Origin of the sequence: Amycolatopsis albidoflavus, assembly GCF_039525725.1 — a bacterium.
In the GTDB taxonomy this organism is placed as follows: Bacteria; Actinomycetota; Actinomycetes; order Mycobacteriales; family Pseudonocardiaceae; genus Amycolatopsis; species Amycolatopsis albidoflava.
The window spans coordinates 94780-114871 of the sequence record NZ_BAAAHV010000021.1 but is presented as its reverse complement, the minus strand read 5'-3'; the positions used below and the strand labels follow the sequence as shown (position 1 = coordinate 114871).

20 protein-coding genes are annotated in these 20092 nt (G+C 69.1%); 14 read left to right on the top strand and 6 right to left on the bottom strand.

Features of this window, described 5'->3' with window-relative positions:
• Positions 1–139: 139 nt before the first annotated feature.
• Both ABD156_RS31140 and ABD156_RS31135 read right to left on the bottom strand, forming a co-directional pair.
• Positions 140–490: a metallopeptidase family protein gene (locus ABD156_RS31140; protein WP_344281862.1), complete on the bottom strand. Its 351-nt coding sequence runs from the start codon at positions 488–490 to the stop codon at positions 140–142.
• Between the two features lie 3 nt (positions 491–493).
• Positions 494–1474: a septum formation family protein gene (locus ABD156_RS31135; protein ID WP_344281859.1), complete on the bottom strand. Its 981-nt coding sequence runs from the start codon at positions 1472–1474 to the stop codon at positions 494–496.
• 97 nt (positions 1475–1571) lie between these two features.
• Here ABD156_RS31135 and ABD156_RS31130 point away from each other — a divergent pair, with 97 nt between their 5' ends.
• From ABD156_RS31130 to ABD156_RS31115, 4 genes are read left to right on the top strand one after another with little or no spacing between them, the layout of a single operon-like run.
• Entirely contained in the window at positions 1572–2195 is a 624-nt protein-coding gene (locus tag ABD156_RS31130) for a hypothetical protein (RefSeq protein ID WP_344281856.1), read from the top strand.
• Positions 2196–3362, top strand: coding sequence for a glutathionylspermidine synthase family protein (locus ABD156_RS31125; protein WP_344281853.1), 1167 nt, complete (start codon positions 2196–2198; stop codon positions 3360–3362).
• Positions 3363–3416: 54 nt separating this feature from the next.
• Positions 3417–3869, top strand: coding sequence for a DUF350 domain-containing protein (locus tag ABD156_RS31120; protein WP_344281850.1), 453 nt, complete (start codon positions 3417–3419; stop codon positions 3867–3869).
• Between the two features lie 37 nt (positions 3870–3906).
• Positions 3907–4821 carry a haloalkane dehalogenase gene (locus ABD156_RS31115; RefSeq protein WP_344281847.1) on the top strand — a complete coding sequence of 305 codons (915 nt, stop codon included), beginning with the start codon at positions 3907–3909 and terminating at the stop codon, positions 4819–4821.
• 48 nt (positions 4822–4869) lie between these two features.
• Here ABD156_RS31115 and ABD156_RS31110 read toward each other — a convergent pair whose 3' ends face one another.
• Positions 4870–5406, bottom strand: a complete 537-nt coding sequence (locus ABD156_RS31110) for a DUF4240 domain-containing protein (protein ID WP_344281844.1) — start codon at positions 5404–5406, stop codon at positions 4870–4872.
• A 49-nt stretch (positions 5407–5455) separates the two neighbouring features.
• Entirely contained in the window at positions 5456–6736 is a 1281-nt protein-coding gene (locus ABD156_RS31105; protein WP_344281841.1) for an aspartate aminotransferase family protein, read from the bottom strand.
• Between the two features lie 152 nt (positions 6737–6888).
• Between ABD156_RS31105 and serS the strand changes: the two genes are divergently transcribed.
• The 3 genes from serS (at position 6889) to ABD156_RS31090 (ending at position 9730) form a co-directional block, all read left to right on the top strand.
• A complete protein-coding gene (gene serS / locus ABD156_RS31100) occupies positions 6889–8157 on the top strand; it encodes a serine--tRNA ligase (RefSeq protein ID WP_344281838.1) in 1269 nt (422 codons plus the stop codon).
• Positions 8158–8183: 26 nt separating this feature from the next.
• Positions 8184–8663 (top strand): hypothetical protein, encoded by a 480-nt coding sequence (locus ABD156_RS31095; protein WP_344281835.1) that lies wholly within the window; start codon positions 8184–8186, stop codon positions 8661–8663.
• A gap of 65 nt (positions 8664–8728) precedes the next feature.
• Positions 8729–9730, top strand: a complete 1002-nt coding sequence (locus ABD156_RS31090) for a DUF3558 family protein (protein ID WP_344281832.1) — start codon at positions 8729–8731, stop codon at positions 9728–9730.
• A 19-nt stretch (positions 9731–9749) separates the two neighbouring features.
• Here ABD156_RS31090 and lhgO read toward each other — a convergent pair whose 3' ends face one another.
• Both lhgO and ABD156_RS31080 read right to left on the bottom strand, forming a co-directional pair.
• The gene (gene lhgO / locus ABD156_RS31085) at positions 9750–10934 is read right to left on the bottom strand and encodes an L-2-hydroxyglutarate oxidase (RefSeq protein WP_344281829.1); all 1185 of its coding nucleotides are present in this window, start codon (positions 10932–10934) and stop codon (positions 9750–9752) included.
• A 61-nt stretch (positions 10935–10995) separates the two neighbouring features.
• A complete protein-coding gene (locus ABD156_RS31080) occupies positions 10996–14073 on the bottom strand; it encodes an AfsR/SARP family transcriptional regulator (protein ID WP_344281826.1) in 3078 nt (1025 codons plus the stop codon).
• Between the two features lie 114 nt (positions 14074–14187).
• Between ABD156_RS31080 and ABD156_RS31075 the strand changes: the two genes are divergently transcribed.
• The 7 genes from ABD156_RS31075 (at position 14188) to ABD156_RS31045 (ending at position 20092) form a co-directional block, all read left to right on the top strand.
• On the top strand, positions 14188–15336 hold the full coding sequence (locus ABD156_RS31075; protein WP_350539760.1) for a DegT/DnrJ/EryC1/StrS family aminotransferase: 1149 nt from the start codon (positions 14188–14190) through the stop codon (positions 15334–15336).
• A 26-nt stretch (positions 15337–15362) separates the two neighbouring features.
• Entirely contained in the window at positions 15363–16292 is a 930-nt protein-coding gene (locus tag ABD156_RS31070; protein ID WP_344281820.1) for an NAD-dependent epimerase/dehydratase family protein, read from the top strand.
• A 70-nt stretch (positions 16293–16362) separates the two neighbouring features.
• The gene (locus ABD156_RS31065) at positions 16363–17547 is read left to right on the top strand and encodes a glycosyltransferase family 4 protein (protein ID WP_344281817.1); all 1185 of its coding nucleotides are present in this window, start codon (positions 16363–16365) and stop codon (positions 17545–17547) included.
• Complete coding sequence (locus tag ABD156_RS31060; RefSeq protein ID WP_344281814.1) at positions 17547–18164, top strand: acyltransferase; 618 nt, start codon at positions 17547–17549, stop codon at positions 18162–18164. Before ABD156_RS31065 ends, ABD156_RS31060 begins: the two co-directional genes overlap by 1 nt.
• Positions 18145–18735 carry a Uma2 family endonuclease gene (locus ABD156_RS31055; protein WP_344281811.1) on the top strand — a complete coding sequence of 197 codons (591 nt, stop codon included), beginning with the start codon at positions 18145–18147 and terminating at the stop codon, positions 18733–18735. The genes ABD156_RS31060 and ABD156_RS31055 overlap by 20 nt, the downstream gene beginning before the upstream one ends.
• A gap of 125 nt (positions 18736–18860) precedes the next feature.
• Positions 18861–19361 (top strand): SigE family RNA polymerase sigma factor, encoded by a 501-nt coding sequence (locus ABD156_RS31050; protein WP_344281808.1) that lies wholly within the window; start codon positions 18861–18863, stop codon positions 19359–19361.
• A complete protein-coding gene (locus tag ABD156_RS31045) occupies positions 19358–20092 on the top strand; it encodes a hypothetical protein (RefSeq protein ID WP_344281805.1) in 735 nt (244 codons plus the stop codon). Before ABD156_RS31050 ends, ABD156_RS31045 begins: the two co-directional genes overlap by 4 nt.

Genomic DNA, 20092 nt, shown 5'->3' with positions numbered 1-20092 from the left:
AAACCGGAAACTGCCTGATCAGGACAGTCTAAAGAGATCAGCCGCGTTCCGTGACGCTTTGATGACCTTCGGTGTTTTCCGTGGTGGCGGTGCGTTGTTGAGCAGGGAAGAGCAACGGGCGGGCGGGGTTCCGCCGGAATCAGCCCCAGCCGAGTTCGTGCAGCCGCTCGTCGTCGATGCCGAAGTGGTGGCCGAGTTCGTGCATGACGGTGATCAGGACTTCCTCGACGACGTCGTCCTCGGTGTCGCAGATGTCGAGGATCGGCTCCCGGTAGATCGAGATCCGGTCCGGCAGCGCACCGCTGTAGTGGCTGGTGCGCTCGGTGAGCGCGATGCCGTGGTAGAGCCCGAGAATGTCCGGCGCCTCCTCGTTGAACTCCTCGACCAGCACCACGACGTTGTCCATCGCCGCGGCGAACTCCGCGGGCACCTGGTCGAGCGCGTCGGCCACGAGTTCCTCGAACCGGGCCTGGCTCATCTCGACGGGCACCGCTCAGTTCCCGCCGGAACCGGAACTCGGCGGCGGGCTCTGCTGCTGGCCGGACGAGCTGGAGGAGCCGCTCTTCACGCTGCCGGTGACCGCCTGGAACCCGCTGCCGTCCTGCAGCGTGGCCGCGACCTTGCAGTTGACCTTGGTGGACCCGGCGTCCCAGCTCTCCTGCTCGCGCGAGTCCCAGCCCAGCGTGAGCTTCTTCGAGGAGAGATCGGAGCTGCCGGTGTAGTCCTTCGCGGCCTTGTTGCACTCGGTGTCGAGCCAGGACTTCTGGTCGTCCAGCTTCGGGTAGCCGTCCTTGAAGTGCGAGGCTAGGTCGAGCGTCGCGATCATTTCGTAGGAGTGCGGCTTGCTGCAGTCGACCGGGTCGCCGACGCCCTTGCCCGCCAGCGCGAGGCAGGTGCCCGGGGCCCACACCATCGACTGGTCCTGGGTCTTCGCCGCGCCGGTGGTGGGCTGCAGGCCGCCGCCCGGACCGGCGAACTGCAGGCCGCAGCGCAGCTGGCGGTCGCCGCCGGACCACTGCGCCGACGTGGGCCGCAGCAGGTTGGTGGTGAGCTTGCCGTACGGGTCGAGCGGGTGGCCGAGGTACGGCCGCACGTCGCTGTTGCACTGCTGCTGCGCGATGTCCTGCCATTGGTCGAGGCTCGGGAACGGAGCCTGCTGCGGGAACTTCGCGCCGATGTCGACCACGGTGGTGACCTCGAACAGGTGCGGCTGGGTGCACGGCACCTGGTGCGCGTCCGAGGCGTCCTTGGCGTTCCAGGTCAGGCAGGTGCCCGGCGGCGAGTGGAACGCCTGCTGGGCGGCCTCGGTGAGCTTGCCCTCCCCGCCGCCCGCGCCGCCGGCGAGCGTGTCGGTCCAGGAGAAGGCGACGCTCAAGGCCAGCGCGATGACCGCGCCGAAGAACACCCCGGCCATCACCACGCGGGTGGTCAGGGTCTGCATACGCGAAGGGAACCGCTCCGAGCGTTGAGACATCGATACCCATGATGCCCGCGCCGCATGAACCGCGCGTGTGCCGGGTCGATTAGGGTGGAACGCGGGGTTTGCAGTGCTGGGGGATTACGGAGCGCACATGACGCAAGACGACAACAGCGGCGCGCAGCCGGCCGAGGAGCAGAAGAAGCCGGGTTCGATGCGGTTCCAGGACGCGAACACGCAGCCGCGGCAGCCCTCGGTGGCCGAACAACGGGCCCGTAAACAGGCCATCGCCGACCAGGAACGCGAGCGGCAGGAAGCCCTGGCGGCGCGGGAGGCGGCGGACGCGAAGGCGGCCACCAAACGCAAGATCCTGATCGGCAGCGGGGTCACTGTCGGTCTCGTCGGGCTGGTCGCGACGTTCTACACGATCGCGAAGCCCGCCGAGGTCACCGCGTCCTGCGTCACGTCCGACGGGGTCATCCAGAACGACGACTACTGCACTGACGACTACGCCCAGCGCCACGGCGGGCACTACAGCGGCGGGTTCTGGTTCATCCCGATTCCCGGCGGCACCGGGTTCACCCAGTACCGCTACAACTACGGCGGCACCGGGAACATCGGGCAGCACGTGTCCGGCGGCAGCTACACCGCGCCGTCGGGCAACACCAACGTTTCGACCAAGTCGGGCACCAGCGTCCAGCGCGGCGGGTTCGGCATCAGCGGCAAGAGCGGCACCTCCGGAGGCACCGGCGGGACCGGCAAGAGCGGAGGCTCGTAGGTGTATCGGGACCGGCGGGAACCGCGCCGCGACTGGCAGCGGATCGTCGAAGAGCAGGGCCTGGTCTACGGCACCCCGGCACGCGACGGCACCGGCAAGCCGCGGCCGTACTGGGACGAGTCGGTGCACTACGTCTTCGACATGGACGAGGTGCTCTCGCTCGAGGCGGACGTCGAGCTGCTGCACTCGATGTGCCTGGAGGCCGTCGACAACGTCGTGACCACCGAGCAGTACCAGCGCTTCGGCATCCCGGAGTGGGTGTGGCCGCACATCGCGGAATCGTGGAAGCGCCAGGACCCGCACGTCTACGGCCGCTTCGACCTGCGCTACGACGGCAAATCGCCGGCCAAGCTGCTGGAGTACAACGCGGACACGCCGACCACGCTGCTGGAGGCGTCGCTGCTGCAGTGGCACTGGAAGACCGACGTCTTCCCGGAAGACGATCAGTGGAACTCCATCCACGAGAAGCTGGTGGAGCGCTGGGAGGAACTCGGCGGCAAGCTGCCGTCGAACGAACTGCACTTCACCTGGTCCGCGGCCGACCCGAGCGGCGAGGACCACGTGACCACGGCGTACCTGCAGGAGACCGCCGCCGAGGCCGGGCTCGACACGGTCGGGCTCGCGATCGAGGAGATCGGCTGGGACCCGGTGCTCAAGCGGTTCGTCGACCTCGCCGAGGCGCAGATGTCCACGGTGGTGAAGCTGTACCCGTGGGAGTGGGTCGTCGACGAGGAGTTCGGCAAGTTCGCGGTGGAGACCATGCCGCGCACGCTGTGGGTCGAACCGCTGTGGAAGATGCTGCTGTCGAACAAGACGCTGCTCGCGGTGCTGTGGGAGAACTACCCCGGGCACCCGAACCTGCTGCCCGCGTTCGCTGACGACCCCGGCCTCCTCACCGAGTACGTGCGCAAGCCGAAGCTCGGCCGCGAGGGCGCGAACGTGCAGATCGTGGCCACCGGGTACGAGACGCAGACGGACGGGGTCTACGGCGCGGAAGGCTACGTCTACCAGGCGTTCGACCCGCTGCCGGAGTTCGACGGATACCGGCCCGCGCTGGGCGCGTGGATCGTCGGCGACCAGTCGGCGGGGCTCGGGATCCGCGAGACCAGCGGACTCGTCACCGACGACGGTGCGGCGTTTGTCCCGCACCGGATTCCGGAGTCGTGATAAAACCCTGGATGTCCGATTTGCTGAGCTGACTCGGCCATCCAGGGAGACTCCGTGTCCACGACGCTCGCGCTGCCCGCAACGTTCGGTTCCGACCTCGTGCGCGGCATCGGCGCGATCCTGCTGTACGGCATCGTCGGCCTGCTGCTGATGTTCGCCGGCTTCTACGCGATCGACTTCACCACGCCGGGCAAGCTGTCGAAGCTGGTCACCCGCGGGCTGCCGAACGCGGTGATCGTGACCGCGTCCGGGCTGCTGTCGATGGCGTTCATCGTGGTCGTGGCGATCTACAGCTCCGCGAGCGACTTGACCGCCGGGCTGATCACGTCGCTGGTCTACGGCCTGATCGGGGTCATCGTTCAGGTGCTGGCCGTGCGGCTGCTGGAGTGGGCGACCCGGATCGATGTCGGGTCCACGATCCAGAGCGAGAAGTTCGCGCCGGCGAGCGTCGTCGTGGCGGCGGCGCACCTGGGGCTCGGGCTGGTCGTCGCGGTAGCGATTTCGTAGCGTTCGCGCACTGCCGCGCGGTCCCGTTCCCACTAACGTGGGAACCGTGCGATTGCTCAGGACGCCGGAAGACCGGTTTGCGGATCTGCCCGACTTCGCGTTCGAACCTCAGTACACCGACCTGTCCGACCCGGACGGCGGCCTGATCAGAGTCGGCTACGTCGAGGCGGGACCCGCCGACGGGCCGCCGGTTCTGCTGCTCCACGGCGAGCCGAGCTGGTCGTTCCTCTACCGGAAGATGCTTCCGGTGCTCGCCGACGCCGGGCTGCGGGCGATCGCGCCGGACCTGGTCGGGTTCGGGCGGTCGGACAAGCCCGCGGAGATCGTCGACCACAGTTACGCGCGGCACGTGGAGTGGATGCGCCGGTTCTCGTTCGACGTCCTCGGGCTCGAAGGGGTCACGGTGGTCGGGCAGGACTGGGGCGGGCTGATCGGGCTGCGGCTGGTGGCCGAGAACCCGGGGCGCTTCGCCGGTGTGGTCGCGGCCAATACCGGGCTGCCGACGGGGGACGTGGACATGCCTCCGGTGTGGCACAAGTTCCGGGAGGCGGTGGAGGGCGCGCAGATCCTGGACGTCGGGCGGTGCGTGCAGGCCGGCTGCCAGACGCCGCTGTCGGAGGAGATTCGCGCGGCTTACGACGCGCCGTTCCCGAACGAGATGTACAAGGCCGGACCGCGGGCGATGCCGGGGCTGGTGCCGACCCGTCCGGACGATCCGGCGTCGGAGGCCAACCGGGCGGCTTGGGCGACGCTGACTGAGCTGGACGTGCCGTTCCTGTGCGCGTTTTCGGACGGGGATCCGATCACCGGCGCGATGGGGCCGATTCTGCAGCGGTCGATGCGCGGGGCGGCTGGTCTGGACCATCCGACGGTCGCTGGGGCGGGGCATTTCCTGCAGGAGGACGCGGGGGAGACGCTCGCGGAGCACGTGGCGCGCTTCGTCCGCCGCTGACCGGCTGCCGTGCGGGACGGTTCCCGCACGGCTTGCGGCGCCGCGGGATCAGTTCAAGCAGGACGCGGCCAAGCGAGGCAGCCTGCGCCGCATCTCTGCGGCGTCCTCGTAATCGAACTCCCACTCGGGGTCCAGCGACGGGTACCGGACCGTGAACGAGTCAGCGGGAATCTCCTCTCCGGTCGCGTCGAGGTGCGCGTTCGACGCGATGCCCAGGGTGGCTTCGCACTCCAGTTCTTCGCCGTTCGCCGTGGCCTCGCGCGTCGCGGACAGTTCGGCCAATTCGTCCGGGGCGGCCGTGATCCGTTCGAAGACCTCCCGGCCTTGTACGACCAGCCAGCCGCGGAAGTAGTCGAAGCCGTCGTCGGAGCAGCCGCCGTTGACCAGATAGGCGGCTGCCCACAGCGACCCGCGGTAGGAGTCGGCCAGCAGGTCGCAGACGATCTGCTGGGCGGCCACGATCTCCTCCCGCGGACGCACGGCGAGCAACGCGCGGGCTTGTTCGGCTACCTCGTAGCTGTCGCTCGGTGCGGAGGCCTGGCCGCGTGCCTGGTCAATCAACGCCCAGAACTGTTCGGTGTTCACGAGCACGGATCTTCGCACCGGGGTACGACAAAATCGGCGGGGCGAGCGGTCAGGACAGCGCGGCCAGCGAGTCGAGCAGGATCTGCAGACCCTCGGCGGCTTCGGCCTCGGTGAGCGTCATCGGCGGTCCGATGCGCAGGACGTTTTTGTGCAGCCCGCCCTTTCCGATGAGCAGCCCGCGGTCTTTCGTTTCTTCCAGCATTTGCTTGGCAGCGCGGACATTCGGCGTCGTGGTGCCCGGCTCGATCAGTTCGACGCCGATCATCAAGCCCTTGCCGCGCACCTCTCCGACGAACGGGCTGTTCGCCGCGCGCAGGCCTCGCATCAGCTGGTCGCCGCGGGCTTTGCAGTTCGCCTGCAGGTCGTGGTCGTCGATGTAGTCCAGGACGGCCAGCGCGCCCTGCATCGACACCGGGTTGCCGCCGAAGGTGGAGAACGACTCTGCTTTGAAGCAGTCCATCACGTCGCCCCGGGCGACCACGCCGCCTACTGCGAGGCCGTTTCCCAGGCCCTTCGCGAAGGTCATCATGTCCGGCACCACGTCGTGGGCCTGGATGCCCCAGTAGTGGTCGCCGGTGCGGCCCCAGCCGGTCTGGACCTCGTCGGAGACGAACAGGATGCCGTGGTCGTCCAGGACTTCCTTCATCGCCTTGAACAGGCCGTCCGGCGGGGAGCTGAAGCCGCCGACGCCCTGGATCGGCTCGGCGATCAGGCAGGCGACGTCGCCGGCGGTGGCGGTTTCCAGGAGTTCGACCAGGTCGGCGACGCAGGCGTCGATGTAGGCCGCGTCGGGCAGGTCGCGGAAGGGGCTGCGGTAGCGGTAGCCGCCGTGGACGTAGTTGACCTTGATCGGGCTCAGCGACGACGCCGACCAGCCGCGGTTGCCGGTGATCGCGACCGTGCCGAACGACCGGCCGTGGTAGGAGTTCCGCATCGCCAGCACCTGGTTGCTGCGGCGGTACTGGGTGGCGAGCATCAGCGCGGTGTCGTTGGCCTCGCTGCCGGAGTTGGTGAAGAACACCTTGGCGTCCGGGATGCCGGAGCGTTCCGCGATCCGCTCGGCCAGCTCCACCTGCGAGCGGATCAGGTACAGCGTCGAGGTGTGCAGGACGCCGGTGTCCAGCTGCTTGCGGACGGCGTCGCTGATCGCGGAGATGTCGTAGCCCATGGCGTTGGTGAGCACGCCGGCGAAGAAGTCGAGGTAGGTGCGGCCGGTGGAATCGGTGAGACGGCGATCCTGCGCGTGCACGATTTCGATCGGCTCGTCGTACAGCAGGGACATCCAGGACGGGAGCACCGCGCGGTGGCGCGAGAGCAGGTCGTCGGTCATGTGAGTTCCCTCCGCTCCGGGTTCTAGCGAGTATGGGGAGCGCGGGAAACGGGCGACAACGATCAGACTGTCGGGTTGTCTTCGGGGCGCCGCACAGTGTGTACGGGAAACCGCGTCGAAGTCCCGGCTGGCCTGCGACTACCCTTCGGTGCGTGATTGACCCCAGGACTCTGCGCGAAGACCCGGAAGCCGTGCGCGCGTCGCAGCGTGCCCGTGGCGAGGACGAGGGAGTGGTCGACAAGCTGCTCGACCTCGACACGCGCCGCCGCTCTGCGATCGCCACCGCCGACAAGCTGCGGGCCGAGCAGAAGTCCGTGTCCAAGCAGGTGCCGAAGGCCTCTCCCGAGGACAAGCCCGCCCTGCTCGCCCGCGCCAAGGACCTGTCGGCGCAGGTCAAGGCCGCCGAGGTCGAGCAGAACGAGGCTTCCGAAGAGTTCGACCAGCTGTTCCGCATCCTGCCGAACCTGGTGCACCCGGACGCGCCGATCGGCGGCGAGGACGACTTCGCGGTGCTGAAGACCGTCGGCGAGGTGCCGTCGTTCGACTTCGCCCCGCGCGATCACCTCGAGCTGATGGAAGGCCTCGGCGCGCTCGACATGGAGCGCGGCGCGAAGGTGTCGGGCTCGCGGTTCTACTTCCTGTCCGGCGTCGGCGCGCAGCTGCAGCTGGCGCTGCTGAACATGGCCGTGGCGCGCGCGATGGCGAACGGCTTCACACCGATGATCACGCCGTCGCTGGTCCGCCCGGAGATCATGGCCGGCACCGGCTTCCTCGGCGCGCACTCGTCGGAGGTGTACCGGCTGCGCGACGACGACCTGTACCTCGTCGGCACGTCGGAGGTTCCGCTCGCGGGCTACCACTCGGACGAGATCCTCGACCTCGGCGCCGGTCCGCGCCGCTACGCCGGCTGGTCGTCGTGCTACCGCCGCGAGGCCGGGTCGTACGGCAAGGACACCCGCGGCATCATCCGCGTGCACCAGTTCGACAAGGTCGAGATGTTCGTCTTCGCCAAGCCCGAGGACGCCGAGTCCGAGCACGAGCGGCTGCTGGGCTGGGAAGAGGACATGCTGGCCGCGATCGAGGTCCCGTACCGGGTCATCGACACCGCGACCGGCGACCTCGGCACGTCCGCCTACCGCAAGTACGACTGCGAGGCGTGGGTCCCGACGCAGGAGACCTACCGCGAGCTGACGTCGACGTCCAACTGCACCACGTTCCAGGCCCGCCGGCTGTCCGTCCGCTACCGCGACGACAACGGCAAACCGCAGACGGCCGCCACGCTGAACGGCACGCTGGCGACCACGCGCTGGATCGTCGCGATCGTGGAGAACCACCAGCAGCCCGACGGTTCGGTCCGGGTGCCGGTCGCTCTGCGTCCGTTCCTCGGCGGGCTTGAGGTGCTGGAGCCGGTCAAGCGCTGAACTTCGCGAAGGCGAGACAACCTCAGATGGAATCCCACAGAGCCCTGGTCCCCGCGCTGCGCAAGGCGGGTCCACTGGCCACAGTGGACTACGCCCTGGCTTTCGCGGTGCTCGCGACCGCGGGCTGGCTGCTCTTCACCGCGGAGAAGGGGACGCACGCGTCGTTCCGGTTCGGGCTGATCGCGATCGGCGGCGCGGCGTTCTGCCTCGTCGTCAACGGGGTCATGCTGGTGCGGGGGAGGGACCGGCGGCCGATGTTCCGGTCCGCGGACGCGCAGTTCCTCACGACGCTTCGCCAAGGCGCGCTGCGGATCTGGCTGTTCGGGCTGCTGCTCGCGGCGATCGGTTCCGGTGTCGTGCTGCTGGTGCCGAACTCGCATCCGCTCCGGCCGCAGGTGAGCGGAACCACGATGGCCGTCGCGATCGCCGCCGCCGCGGTGGCCGTGGTGGCGTCCGGGGTGTCCGCGCTCGTCGTGCGGCGCGCGGTGCCGAAGCCGCCGGGTTGATCCTTCGCGTTCCGCGGGTGCCGAACCGCGCTGGTCAGTAGGGTGCGGAGCGGAGGAGGCAGCTGATGAGGTTCAAAGGAGCGGCGCTCGCCCTGGCGGCGGTCGCGATGCTGCTCGCCGGGTGCACGCAGCAGGTGAGCGGCGTGGCTTCGCCGGTGCCGGGGCAGGGGCCGGTCACGCCGGTCGTCGACCCGTGCGCGCTGCTCGACGCGAAGCAGCTCGCCGGGCTCGGCTACAAGCCGCAGGGCAGGTCGGTGAAGGCCAGCAAGGCGCAGCGCGCGCCCGCGATGTGCCTGTGGACCGCGACGGACACCGAGCACACGATCGTCATGTCCGTCGGCTGGTCGGTGGACCTGAGCCTCGACGACTACCTCCAGGGCGCCATCAAGAAGGCCGACCCGGTGCAGCTCGGCGGTTTTCCGTGGACGCGCTACGCCGGGTTCATGGGCGGCAGCTGCGACCTGTACACCACGCTCGGGCCGAAGTCGTTCGCCTTCGTGAGTGTGTCCTTTTCGGACGAAGCGCAGGCGTGCGAGCGCGCGAAGCAGGTCATCCCGCAGGCGGCCGCGCATCTGCCGGGCGGGCAGCCCGCGCCGCCGATCGCGCCGAGCACCCCGCCGGAGGGCACCGCGCCGACCGGGCCGCTCGCGTCGGTCAACCCGTGCCAGCTGCTGAAGCCGGAACAGGCGCAGCAGCTGAAGATGGTGCCGAACGGCGAACTGGACAGCTCCAAGGTCATCTCGCCGAACGTGACCTACTGCCTGTGGAAAGACACCGACGGCGACGGCGGGCAGAAGCCGTTCGAGGTCTGGGTCGGCCCGGACGTGCCGCTGAAACGCTGGCCTGGCATGGATGTCGCGCCGACCGAGCAGATCGACGCGAACGGCCGGAAGTGGTCGCTGTTCCCGAACTTCAACGATTCCGGCGGCGTGATCTGCGCGGCCGGGCTCGCGGTTTCGGACACCGCCTCGATCCAGATCGTCAGCGGGCAGCTGGCGGACAAGAACAAGGCGTGCGACGTCATCAAGGCCGGAATCCCGATGGTGTCGGGGAATCTGCCTAGCTGAACCGTCTACATCGGACGGTTCAGTCGGTCACCTGGTCGGCGATGTACTTGGCGATCTCCAGCGCGCTCGTCGCCGCCGGGCTCGGCGCGTTGAGCACGTGCACCTGGTCCTTTGTGGACTCGATGAGGAAATCGTCCACCAGGGAACCGTCCGGTCGCAGTGCCTGCGCCCGCACGCCGGAGCCGTGGCGCACGATGTCGTCCTCGGTGACCGCGGGCACGAGCTGCGCGAGGCTGGCGGCGAAGCGCTTCTTCGAGAACGACCGCAGCACCTCTTCGAGGCCGGTCGGGTACGCGTACTTGCGCGCGAGCTTCCACGCGCCGGGGAAGCGGGCGACGTCGGCGAGGTCCTTCACCGACACGTCCGCCCAGCGGTAACCCTCGCGGCGCAGCGCGAGCACGGCGTTCGGGCCCGCGTGGACGCTGCCGTCGAGCATGCGGGTCAGGTGCACGCCCAGGAACGGCAGTGTCGGGTCCGGCACCGGGTAGATCAGGCCGCGCACGAGGTGGCGGCGCTCGGGCTTCAGCTCGTAGTACTCGCCGCGGAACGGCACGATGCGCGCGCTCGGCGTGAGGCCGGCCAGTTCGGCGACGCGGTCCGCGTGCAGGCCGGCGCAGTTGACCAGCGCGTCCGCGTGCAGCACCTCGGAGCCGGTGGCCACCTCGACGCCGCCGCCGCGAGCCGGGCGGATGCCCAGCGCGGGCGTGTTCAGCCGCAGGTCCGCGTCCGCCTCGTCGAGCAGCCGCACGAGCGCCGCGCACACCGCCGGGAAGTCGATGATCCCGGTCGACTCGACGCGCAGCGCGGCGACGCAGGACACCTCCGGCTCGTACTCGCGGGCCTCCGCGGGGGTGATCCGCTTGGCGGGCACGCCATTGGCCTCGGCGCGCTCGGCGAGCGTGTCCAGCGCGGGGATCTCCTCCTCCCGCGTGGCCACCACGAGCTTGCCGCACACCTCGACCGGCACCCCGTACTGCCGGGCGAAATCCACAATGGACCGGTTGCCGCCGACCGACATCCGCGCCTTGAACGAGCCCGGCTTGTAGTAGAGCCCGGCGTGCACGACATTGGAGTTGTGCCCGGTCTGGTGCGCAGCCCAGCGAGCTTCCTTTTCGAGCACCGTCACGTCCTGACCGCGCTGGGACAGTTCCCACGCGACCGACAGCCCGACGATTCCCCCACCGATCACAACTACGTTCCGCACGGCAGGGAAGGCTACGCGCTTCGGTGCGGCGCTGCGTACCCCCCGACGGCGTGGTACCCGTTCACTGAACCGGGGACAATCCGGCCAACGCGAGCCGCTGGGGCGGTTCGAGCTGCTTACCGGCGGTGTAAGCGGCGGCGAACGCGTCGGCTCCGAGCGCCTTCTCCGCGGCCGCGGTGACCTGCGCGACATCGTGCTGTCCGGGCACGGCGGCCCCGCGCACCGCGGCTGCCGCGCCGAGCAGCGTCGCGGCGTCGGCGAATCGGCCCTCCTCGGCGAAGACCCCGGCGACGCCCTCGAACGCGACGGCCAGTGACCCGTGGTCATGCCAGCGGTGCGCGGTCTCGACCCCCAGCCGCATCCGGCGGCGGGCGTCCTCCGGGCGGTGCTCGGCGACGTCGATCCAGCCGAGCGCGATCGACGCGAGTGCCCGCACCATGGCGGCCGAGAACGAGTCCGCCGTGCACTCGGCAAGCGCTTGCTCGGCGAGAGCCCGCGCGCCGGCCAGATCGCCGGAGCGGCGGGCGAGGCCGGACAAGCCGACGTGACCGCTGCCTCGCGTCTCGGGCATCCCGGTGCGGTGGGCCAGCTCGACGGTGCGCTCGTAGTCGGCCTTCGCGCCCTTGAGATCGCCGCGCAACGCCCGGCTGTCGCCGCGACGGCACAGCAGGTCCGCGTAGTCGTCGGTCGCGCCGAGCGTCTGCATCAGCGACAGGGACTCGGTCATCGCGGCGAGTGCTTCCTCATGACGGCCTCGTAAAACCAGCAGTTGCGACAGGTGGTCGAGCGCCATCGACAGCCCCCAGCGTTCGCCGAGCGCTCGGTAACGCGCCTCGCCCTCTCGCAGGCCGCGCTCGGCTTCGTCGAGTTCCCCGGCGAGCATCGAACGCAGCCCGTCGCCCATCGGCACGAGCGCGGTGAGCCATGGGTCGGGGTGGTTTTGAAGCCCGGACAGCCGAAGCCGCGCTTCGTCGTCCTCCGGCGGCCCCAGCACGACACCGGACAGCATGAGCATCATCGGATGCTCCGGGATCCAGGAACTGTCCACTAGGTACTGCTCCACATAGGACCGATAGTTCGCCGACTCGGCGGCTTCGGGGGCGCCGGCCATCGCGGTCAGCAGGCACATGAGGAATTGCTCGCGGTGTCCTTCCGGCGGTTCCGCTTGGCAGTGGCGCACGATTTCCATCGACAGCGCCGCGCCTTCGTAACGTCGTCCGCGCAGCCACCAATACATCGACAGCGCGGTGGCGATCCGCAAGGCAGTCGAGGGATCCGCCGCGGCCGACCAACGGAGCGCGGCCACGATGTTGTCGTACTCAGCGTCGATTTTCCGCAGCCAGTCCAGCTGTTCGGAGGTACGCAGCTTCGGGTCGGCTTCTTCGGCGAGCCGCAGGAACGCTCGTGCGTGCGCGTGCCGGAAGCGGTCGGTCTCGCCTGCGGCGTCGAGCTTTTCCGCGCAGAACGCGCGGATCGTCTCCAGCATTCGGTAACGCCCGAGCGAAGGCTCCACGAGCGACTTGTCGGCGAGTTCGGGGAGCAGGTCGACCGGGACGTCGCATACCTGCTCGGCGTACGCGATCGTCGCGCCGCCGGTGAAGACAGTCAGCCGACGGGCGAGGCGGCGTTCGTCGTCATCGAGGAGATCCCAGCTCCATTCCACGACGCCGCGGAGCGACCGGTGCCGTTCGTCCGCGGTGCGGCTGCCTCGGGCGAGGAGCTGGAAGCGGTCGTCGAGCCGTGCGGCGATGTCGGCGACGGGCAGCGTGCGCACTCGGGCGGCGGCCAGTTCCAGGGCGAGCGGGAGGCCGTCGAGCGCGGTGCAGATCCGTACGACGTCGGCCGCGGTTTCGTCGGTCAGCCGGAATGCGGGGTCGCTCGCCCGAGCGCGATCGAGGAACAGCCGGACCGCGGGATAGGTCTCGACGGCTGGATCACCGGGCGGCGGAACGGCCAGCCGGGGGATCGGCGCGAGCTGCTCGCCGGTGATACCGAGCGGTTCCCGGCTCGTCGCGAGGACGCGCAGCCCGGGGCAAGCGGGCAGCAGTTGAGCGACCAACCGTGCGGCTGCGGCGATGACGTGTTCGCAGTTGTCCAGCACCAGCAACGTCGCCTGGTCGCGCAGCGCCGACACAAGCCGTTCGACGGGATCCTGGCGACCGCGAGCCCCCTCGCGCAGGCCGAGCGCGGTGAGGACGGCCTGCGGGACGTCGTCGGCGACATGCGGGGCCAGCTCCACGAAGACGCACGGCCCCGCATCCGCCGCGGCCTCGATGGCCAGCCGGGTCTTCCCGGTCCCGCCCGGACCGAGCAGCGTGACGAGCCGAGCCTGCCGCAGGAGACCCGCGACCTGCTTCAGCTCGTTGTCCCGGCCGACGAAGCTCGTGAGCTGTGCGGGCAACGGCGTCGCGGCGTTCGCGGACTCGCCGCGCAGAGCGGCCAGATGCGCCTCGGTGAGGTCTGGACCAGGGTCCGCGCCCAGTTCGTCGGCGAGCGTTCGGCGGGCGTCCTCGAAGGCGGCCAGCGCCTCGGCGGTCCGGCCAGCCGCGTGCAGCGCGCGCACCAACTGGGCCTGCGACCGTTCGCGCAAGGGGTTCTCGGCGACGGCGGTGCGCAGCTCGTCGAGAACGTCGGCGGCGCGGCCGAGCGAGATCTCCGCGTCGACTCGGTCGGCTGCGGCCTCGGCTCGGAGCTCGCTCAGCCGGGTGGTCTGCACTTCAGCGGTCGGGACGTCCGCGAACGCCGGTCCGCGCCACAACGCCAGCGCTTCGCCGAGCAGATCGCTGGCCCGCGTCGGGTCGCCCGCGGCCAGTTCGCGACGGCCTTCGGTGGCCAGTCGTTCGAAGCGATGGGCGTCCACTTCGTCCGGTTCGATCCGGAGGCGGTACCCCGCCGAGGTGAGTTCGATCGGCAGTTTCAGCGCGCTGCGCAGCCGCGAGACCTGCGATTGGAGCGCGTTGGCCGCGCTGTCCGGCGGGTCCTCGCCGTAGAGCCCGTCGATGAGCCGCTCGGCGGACACGAACCGCCCGGCGTCCGCCGCGAGCAAGGCGAGCAGCGCCCGGCCTCGCGGGCCGCCCACGGCGACCGTCCCGCCCGCGCCGTCCCACGCGACGACGGCCCCCAGTACCCCGATCCGCATTCCGTGAGCCTATGCCCCAATCGGGTGTTTACCCGTGGGTTCTGTCCCCGAAACAGGCGTCGAGCGCGACTTCTATACACTTCGGCGCGACCCCGCGCAATGCGGGACACCCCGATGCACAGGAGATCTACAGTGGGCGAACCCGTCCTGCTCGGGAAGCCGACCGTCGGCGACGAAGAGCTCGCAGCCGTCGCCGAAGTGTTCCGTTCCGGCTGGCTGGCCGGCGCGGGCCCGGCGTGCCGTCGCTTCGAGGAGCGGTTCGCGCAGCTGACCGGCACCGCGCACGCTCTGACCACCAGCAACTGCGGCTCCGCCCTGTTCCTGGGCCTGAAGGTGCTCGGCGTCCAGCCCGGCGACGAGGTGATCGTCGGCGACTACACCTTCCCGGCGACCGGCCACGCCGTGCTGCAGGCCGGCGCGAAGCCGGTCTTCGCCGACATCCGCCCGGACATCTTCAGCGCCGACCCGGCCGCGATCGAAGCGCTCATCACGCCGCGCACGGTCGGCATCCTGGCCGTCGACGTCGCGGGCCAGCCCGGCGACTTCGACGAGTACCGCGCGATCGCCGACAAGCACGGCCTGTGGCTGTTCGAGGACGCCGCCTGCTCCGCGGGCGCGACCTACCGCAACCGCGCGGCAGGCAGCCTCGCCGACCTCGCCGCGTTCTCCTTCCACGGCCGCAAGGGCATCACCGCGGGCGAGGGCGGCGCGCTGGTCTCGAACCGCGAGGACCTGATCGCGCACGCGCGCAAGATCCACACCTACGGCATCGAGCCGGCGTTCACCCGCGAGGGCTCGCAGGAACTGCCGATCCCGACGTTCCACGAGCTCGGCTGGAACTTCCGGCTGTCGGACATCCAGGCCGCGATCATGGGCGTGCAGCTCGACCGGCTGCCGGACCTGCTCTCCGCCCGCCGCTCGGTGGCCAAGCGCTACCACGAGGCGTTCGAGGATGTCGACGCGCTGACCGTGCCGGTCGAGGCGCCCGACCGCGAGCACCCGTGGCAGGCATACTTGATGACGGTGGCTCCGGAGATCAGCCGCGACGCGCTGGCGCTGCGGATCCGCGAGCAGGGCGTGCAGTGCAACTTCGGCACCTACGCCTCCCACTTGCAGCCGGTGTACGGCGAGCAGCAGCCGCTGCCCGTCTCCGCCGACGCGTTCCGTCGCCAGCTGGCGATCCCGATGCACGCGGAACTCACCGACAGCGAAGTCGAGCGCGTGGTCGCCACCGTGCGCGAAGCCGTGTCCGCCCTTTCCTGACCCGCCGACCTTCCTGAGGAGAACCCATGTCCGACAAGAAAGTTTTCTTCACCGGCGCCGGCGGTTTCATCGCCTCGCACGTGATCCCGCTGCTGCTCGAGAAGGACTACACGGTCCGCATCTTCGACAACATGACCCGCGGCGACCGTGACCGCGTCAACGAGTTCGTCGCCACCGGCAAGGTCGAACTGGTCGAGAAGGACGTGCGTTACGGCGTCGGCGTCCGCGAGGCCATCCGCGGCTGCACGCACGCGATCCACTTCGCCACCGTGTCGATCAACAAGTCGGTCGCGGACCCGGGCGAGTCGATCGACATCAACATGGTCGGCAACAACAACGTCTTCGCGGCCGCGGCCGACGAGGGCGTCGAGCGCCTGGTGTTCGCCTCCAGCGCCTCGGTGTACGGCGAGCCGGAGCGGCTGCCGATGCACGAGGACGACAAGCTGAACCCGCTCACCCCGTACTGCATTTCGAAGCGCGCGGGCGAGGACCTGCTGGGCTTCTACGAGCGCACCAAGGGCCTTTCCTGGAACGCGCTGCGCTTCTTCAACGTGTACGGCCCGGGCCAGAAGATCGAGGCGTACTACACCTCGGTCATCAACCACTTCATCCAGCGCCTGCGCGCCGGCCAGCCGCCGATCATCGACGGCGCGGGCGACCAGTCGATGGACTTCGTGCACGTGACCGACCTCGCCAAGGGTGTCGTCGCGGCGCTGGAGTCGGAGCAGTCGAACCTGCCGATCAACATCGGCACCGGCATCGACACCTCGATCGCCACGCTGGCGAAGATCCTGATCGAGGCCGTCGGCGTCGACGTCGAGCCGGTCTTCAACAAGCGCGACGTCCTCGTCTCCCGCCGCGCCGCGGACATCACCCGCGCCCGCGAGGTGCTCGGCTGGGAGCCGACCATCACCGTCGAAGAGGGCATGCGCGCTTTGGTGCGGGACTCCGAGTGAGTACTTCCGTCGGCGCGTCTTCCGAGGGGAATGCGTAATGAGCACTGCGGGCCCGGCAGAAGGAAAGCCCATGCGGATCGTGGTGGTGAACAACTTCTTCCCGCCGCGAGTGGGCGGAAGCGCGCACATGTCGGCTTCGCTGGCCGCGGAGTACGCGGCCGCCGGGAACGAAGTGCTGGCGATCACCGCTGCCTACGGTGACGCGCCGGCGGAAGAGGAGCGCGACGGATACCGCGTCGTGCGCCTGCCCGCGGTGAAAATGCCGCAGCTCGGCCTGTCGATCGACTTCGACATGACGTTCGCGTCGATGCGGCCGGGCAACTGGCGGCGGCTGTGGAAGCTGCTGAACGAGTTCAAACCGGACGCGGTGCACCTGCACGGGCAGTTCTTCGACCTGTCCTGGATGGTCGGCATCTACGCGCGCCGGCACAAGCTGCCCGTTCTGCTGACCATCCACACGCTGCTGATCAGCGAGAACAAGATGTACGGCCGGGTTTTCCGCGCGCTCGACGCGCTGCTGGTCAACCCGGTGCTGAAGTACCTGCGCCCGCGCTACATCATCCTCGACAAGCAGGGCGTGGACTACTGCGTCCAGCGCTACGGCACGAGCGACGACAACTCCGAGTACTTCCCGATCGCGGTGGACACCGGGCATTTCGCGAAGCCGGTGACCAAGGACGTGCGCGCGGAACTGGAAATCGGGGACGCGCCGCTGATCGTGTCGCTCGGGCACGTGATCCCGCTGCGCGACCGGCTGCCGCTGATCGAGGCGCTGCCCGCGATCCTGGAGCGGCACCCCGGGCTGCGCGTGGTGGTCGTCGGGCGGGTGTATCACGACGCTTTCCAGCAGCGGGCCAAGGAACTGGGCGTTTCCGACGCACTGATCGTCACCGGCGCGGTGCCGAAGGCGGACGTGCCCGCGTACTTCGCGGCCGCGGACATCGTCACGCACGACCTCAACGGCGGCTGCGGCACCGCGTCGCTGGAGGCGATGCTGTCCGGCACCGCGACCATCGCGTCGGTCACCGAGGACAACTACCCGGGCATCGAACTGCACAACGGCGAGAACATCCTGCTGGTGCGCCCCAACGATTCCGAGGCGGTCGCCACCACGGTGCTGTCCCTTTTGGACGATCCGAAGGAACGCGCGCGGATCGCCGAGCGGGAGGCGTCGATGGTCCGGGACAACTTCGGACTGGACGTAGTGACCGAGGAACACCTGCGGGTGCTCACGAAACTGGTGGCGGACAACTGATGTTCTTCGACGACGAGCGCAGCAACCGGCTGCGCCCGATGATCCTGAACGACCTCGTCACGCAGTACATGAACGACGCCGAGCGGGCCAAGTTTTTCGGCCTGCCGGAGTCGTGCCGCGTGCGGGAACGCGCCAAGATCGTCAGCCCGGACAACCTCGCGATGGGCGAACACTGCTGGGTCGGCGAGGGCGCGGTCCTCGACGCGAGCGGCGGGCTGGAAATCGGCGAACACACCAGCATCGGGCTGAATACCTTGGTGTTCACGCATTCGAGCTGGCTCGCGAACATGGCACTGGAAAACCATTCCGGCAGTGATCTGATCGAACGCAAGCCGGTGAAAATCGGCAAGGGCTGTTTCATCGGCGGCCTCGTGGTGATCATGCCCGGCGTCACGATCGGTGACTTCGCGACGGTGCAGCCGAACTCGGTGGTCGCGAAGGACGTCCCGGCGCGCTCGCTGGTAGCGGGCAACCCGGCGCGGGTGTTCCAGCGTTATGACGAGGAATACATCGAGTCGGAGGTCAAGCGGGTCCGCGAGGAAAACGCTCGCCGCCGCGCTTTGTCGGACGACCCGTCCGGCTGGGGCTCCCCGTCGGGTGACTTCAGCGGGAAGTGATTCGGACCTTGAATGGCCTCACCGTCTCCTGACCCTTGACGACTGGGCGGACCTTCCGGCGCACCCGGAGGTGCGGGTCGAGGTCGTTGACGGGGTTCTTGTCCCGTCGCCGCGTCCGATGTGGTTTCACCTGCGGTCAGTGACGCGGTTGGCGTTTCTACTCGACGAGCAGCTCTGCCCGGAGATGAGCGCCGGTGCCGAGGCGGAGCTGCTCCTGTGCGAGAGCCCGTTGACGATCCGCGTCCCGGATGTCGTCGTGACGGCATCTGAGGTCGCGGAAGCCAACCCGGCGCGCATCGCGGCAGCCGATGCCGAGTTGGTGATCGAGGTGCTCTCGCCGGGCACTAAGCATGTCGACCAGGGCGCGAAGCTGTTCGAGTATGCCGATGCGGGTATTGAGCATTACTGGATCGTCGATTTGGACCCACCGGTCAGCATGATCGCGTACCGGCTCATCGACGGCGATTACGAGAATTTCGGCGAGTACTCCGGCAGCGTCGAACTGGAAGTCGCGGGCGCGCCGGTGAAACTCGACCTCGCCGCACTCATCGACCCGCGAGCCCAAGGCTGACCCCGAGCACCTCCCCGAACACCATGCGTCGCCATTGAGACAAGACTGACCAGCCATTACATCGACGCACGTCTCCCGCCCCCGTAACCTGGACAGTGACGCCGAGACCGGGAAACAGGGGTGGGATGGTGCGCGGGGACGACGAGTTCGCCGACTTCGTGCGGTCCTGTTCTGCCCGGCTCACGCACGCCGCTTACCTGCTCACCGGCGATCGCCACCAGGCCGAGGACGCCGCGCAGACCGCCTTCACCCGCACGTACGCGGCCTGGCCTCGAGTCCGGCGGAAGAATCCCTACGCCTACGCTCGCCGCGTGCTGGCCAATCACGTCATCGACATCTGGCGCCGGCCGATCCGCGAATACGCCACCGAGGAGATGCCGGAACCGCCGAAGGTGCCGGACATCTCGCACGCCGTCGCGGATCGGGAATGGCTTTCCGACGCATTGGCCCGGCTCACCGCCCGGGAGCGCGCCGTCGTCGTGCTTCGGCATTTCTTCGATTTGCCGGAACATCAAGTCGCCGAGGAATTGGGCGTGTCCGTCGGCACGGTCAAGAGCACCAATTCTCGCGCGCTGGCGAAGTTGCGCGTCGACGGGGACGCGCTGGTCGGGGAGGTGAGCGCGTGACTGACGAACTCGACCGGTTGCGCGCCGCGCTCCAGGAAGCGCCCGCGGAACCCTTTGCTGAGCCCGATCTCGACCGCATCATCAAAGAAGGCGGCCGGATTCGGCGCAGGCGGCGGTTTCTGACTTCCTCCGGTGCGGCGGTGGCTGTGGTCGCCGTGGTGTTCGGTGCGACCTGGCTGCGTTCGCCGGGCAGTGCGCCGGAACAGGTGCACGCGGCGTTGGCACCACCGCCGATCGTGACGAGTGTGGCTTCGTCGACACCGGTCCCGGCGCCGACATCCGCGGAGAAGCCGCTCGGCGAAGTGATCTCCACCGGCACCTACACCGACGGCGCGGAACTTGTCTTCTACGCAACGGAAATCGATGACCCGGACAACCTGCCGACTGTCCAATTCGGACTGATGGCCAGCCTGTCCGAGCCGGACGGAAACCTGCGTCCGCTCTACCTCGCCAACGAATCCGACGGCAAGGACCGCTCGTTCGGCTTCCACGCGACGTCAGGCGGCACGACCGTCGCGGACATCTGGGTGCCGGTGTACGGCTATTTCAGCGGACCGGCCGCTCGCATCGAGACCACAGTGGACGGTCGCACGATTCCGGCGCACACGGCGCGCTGGAGCGAGGATCCGGGAGTGGTCGTGTTCTGGTTCGACCAGGACGACGTGCCGTCCGCCGAGCGGGCGACTCCGCTGGTCGCCTACTCCGCGGACGGCAAACGCCTCACCAAATAA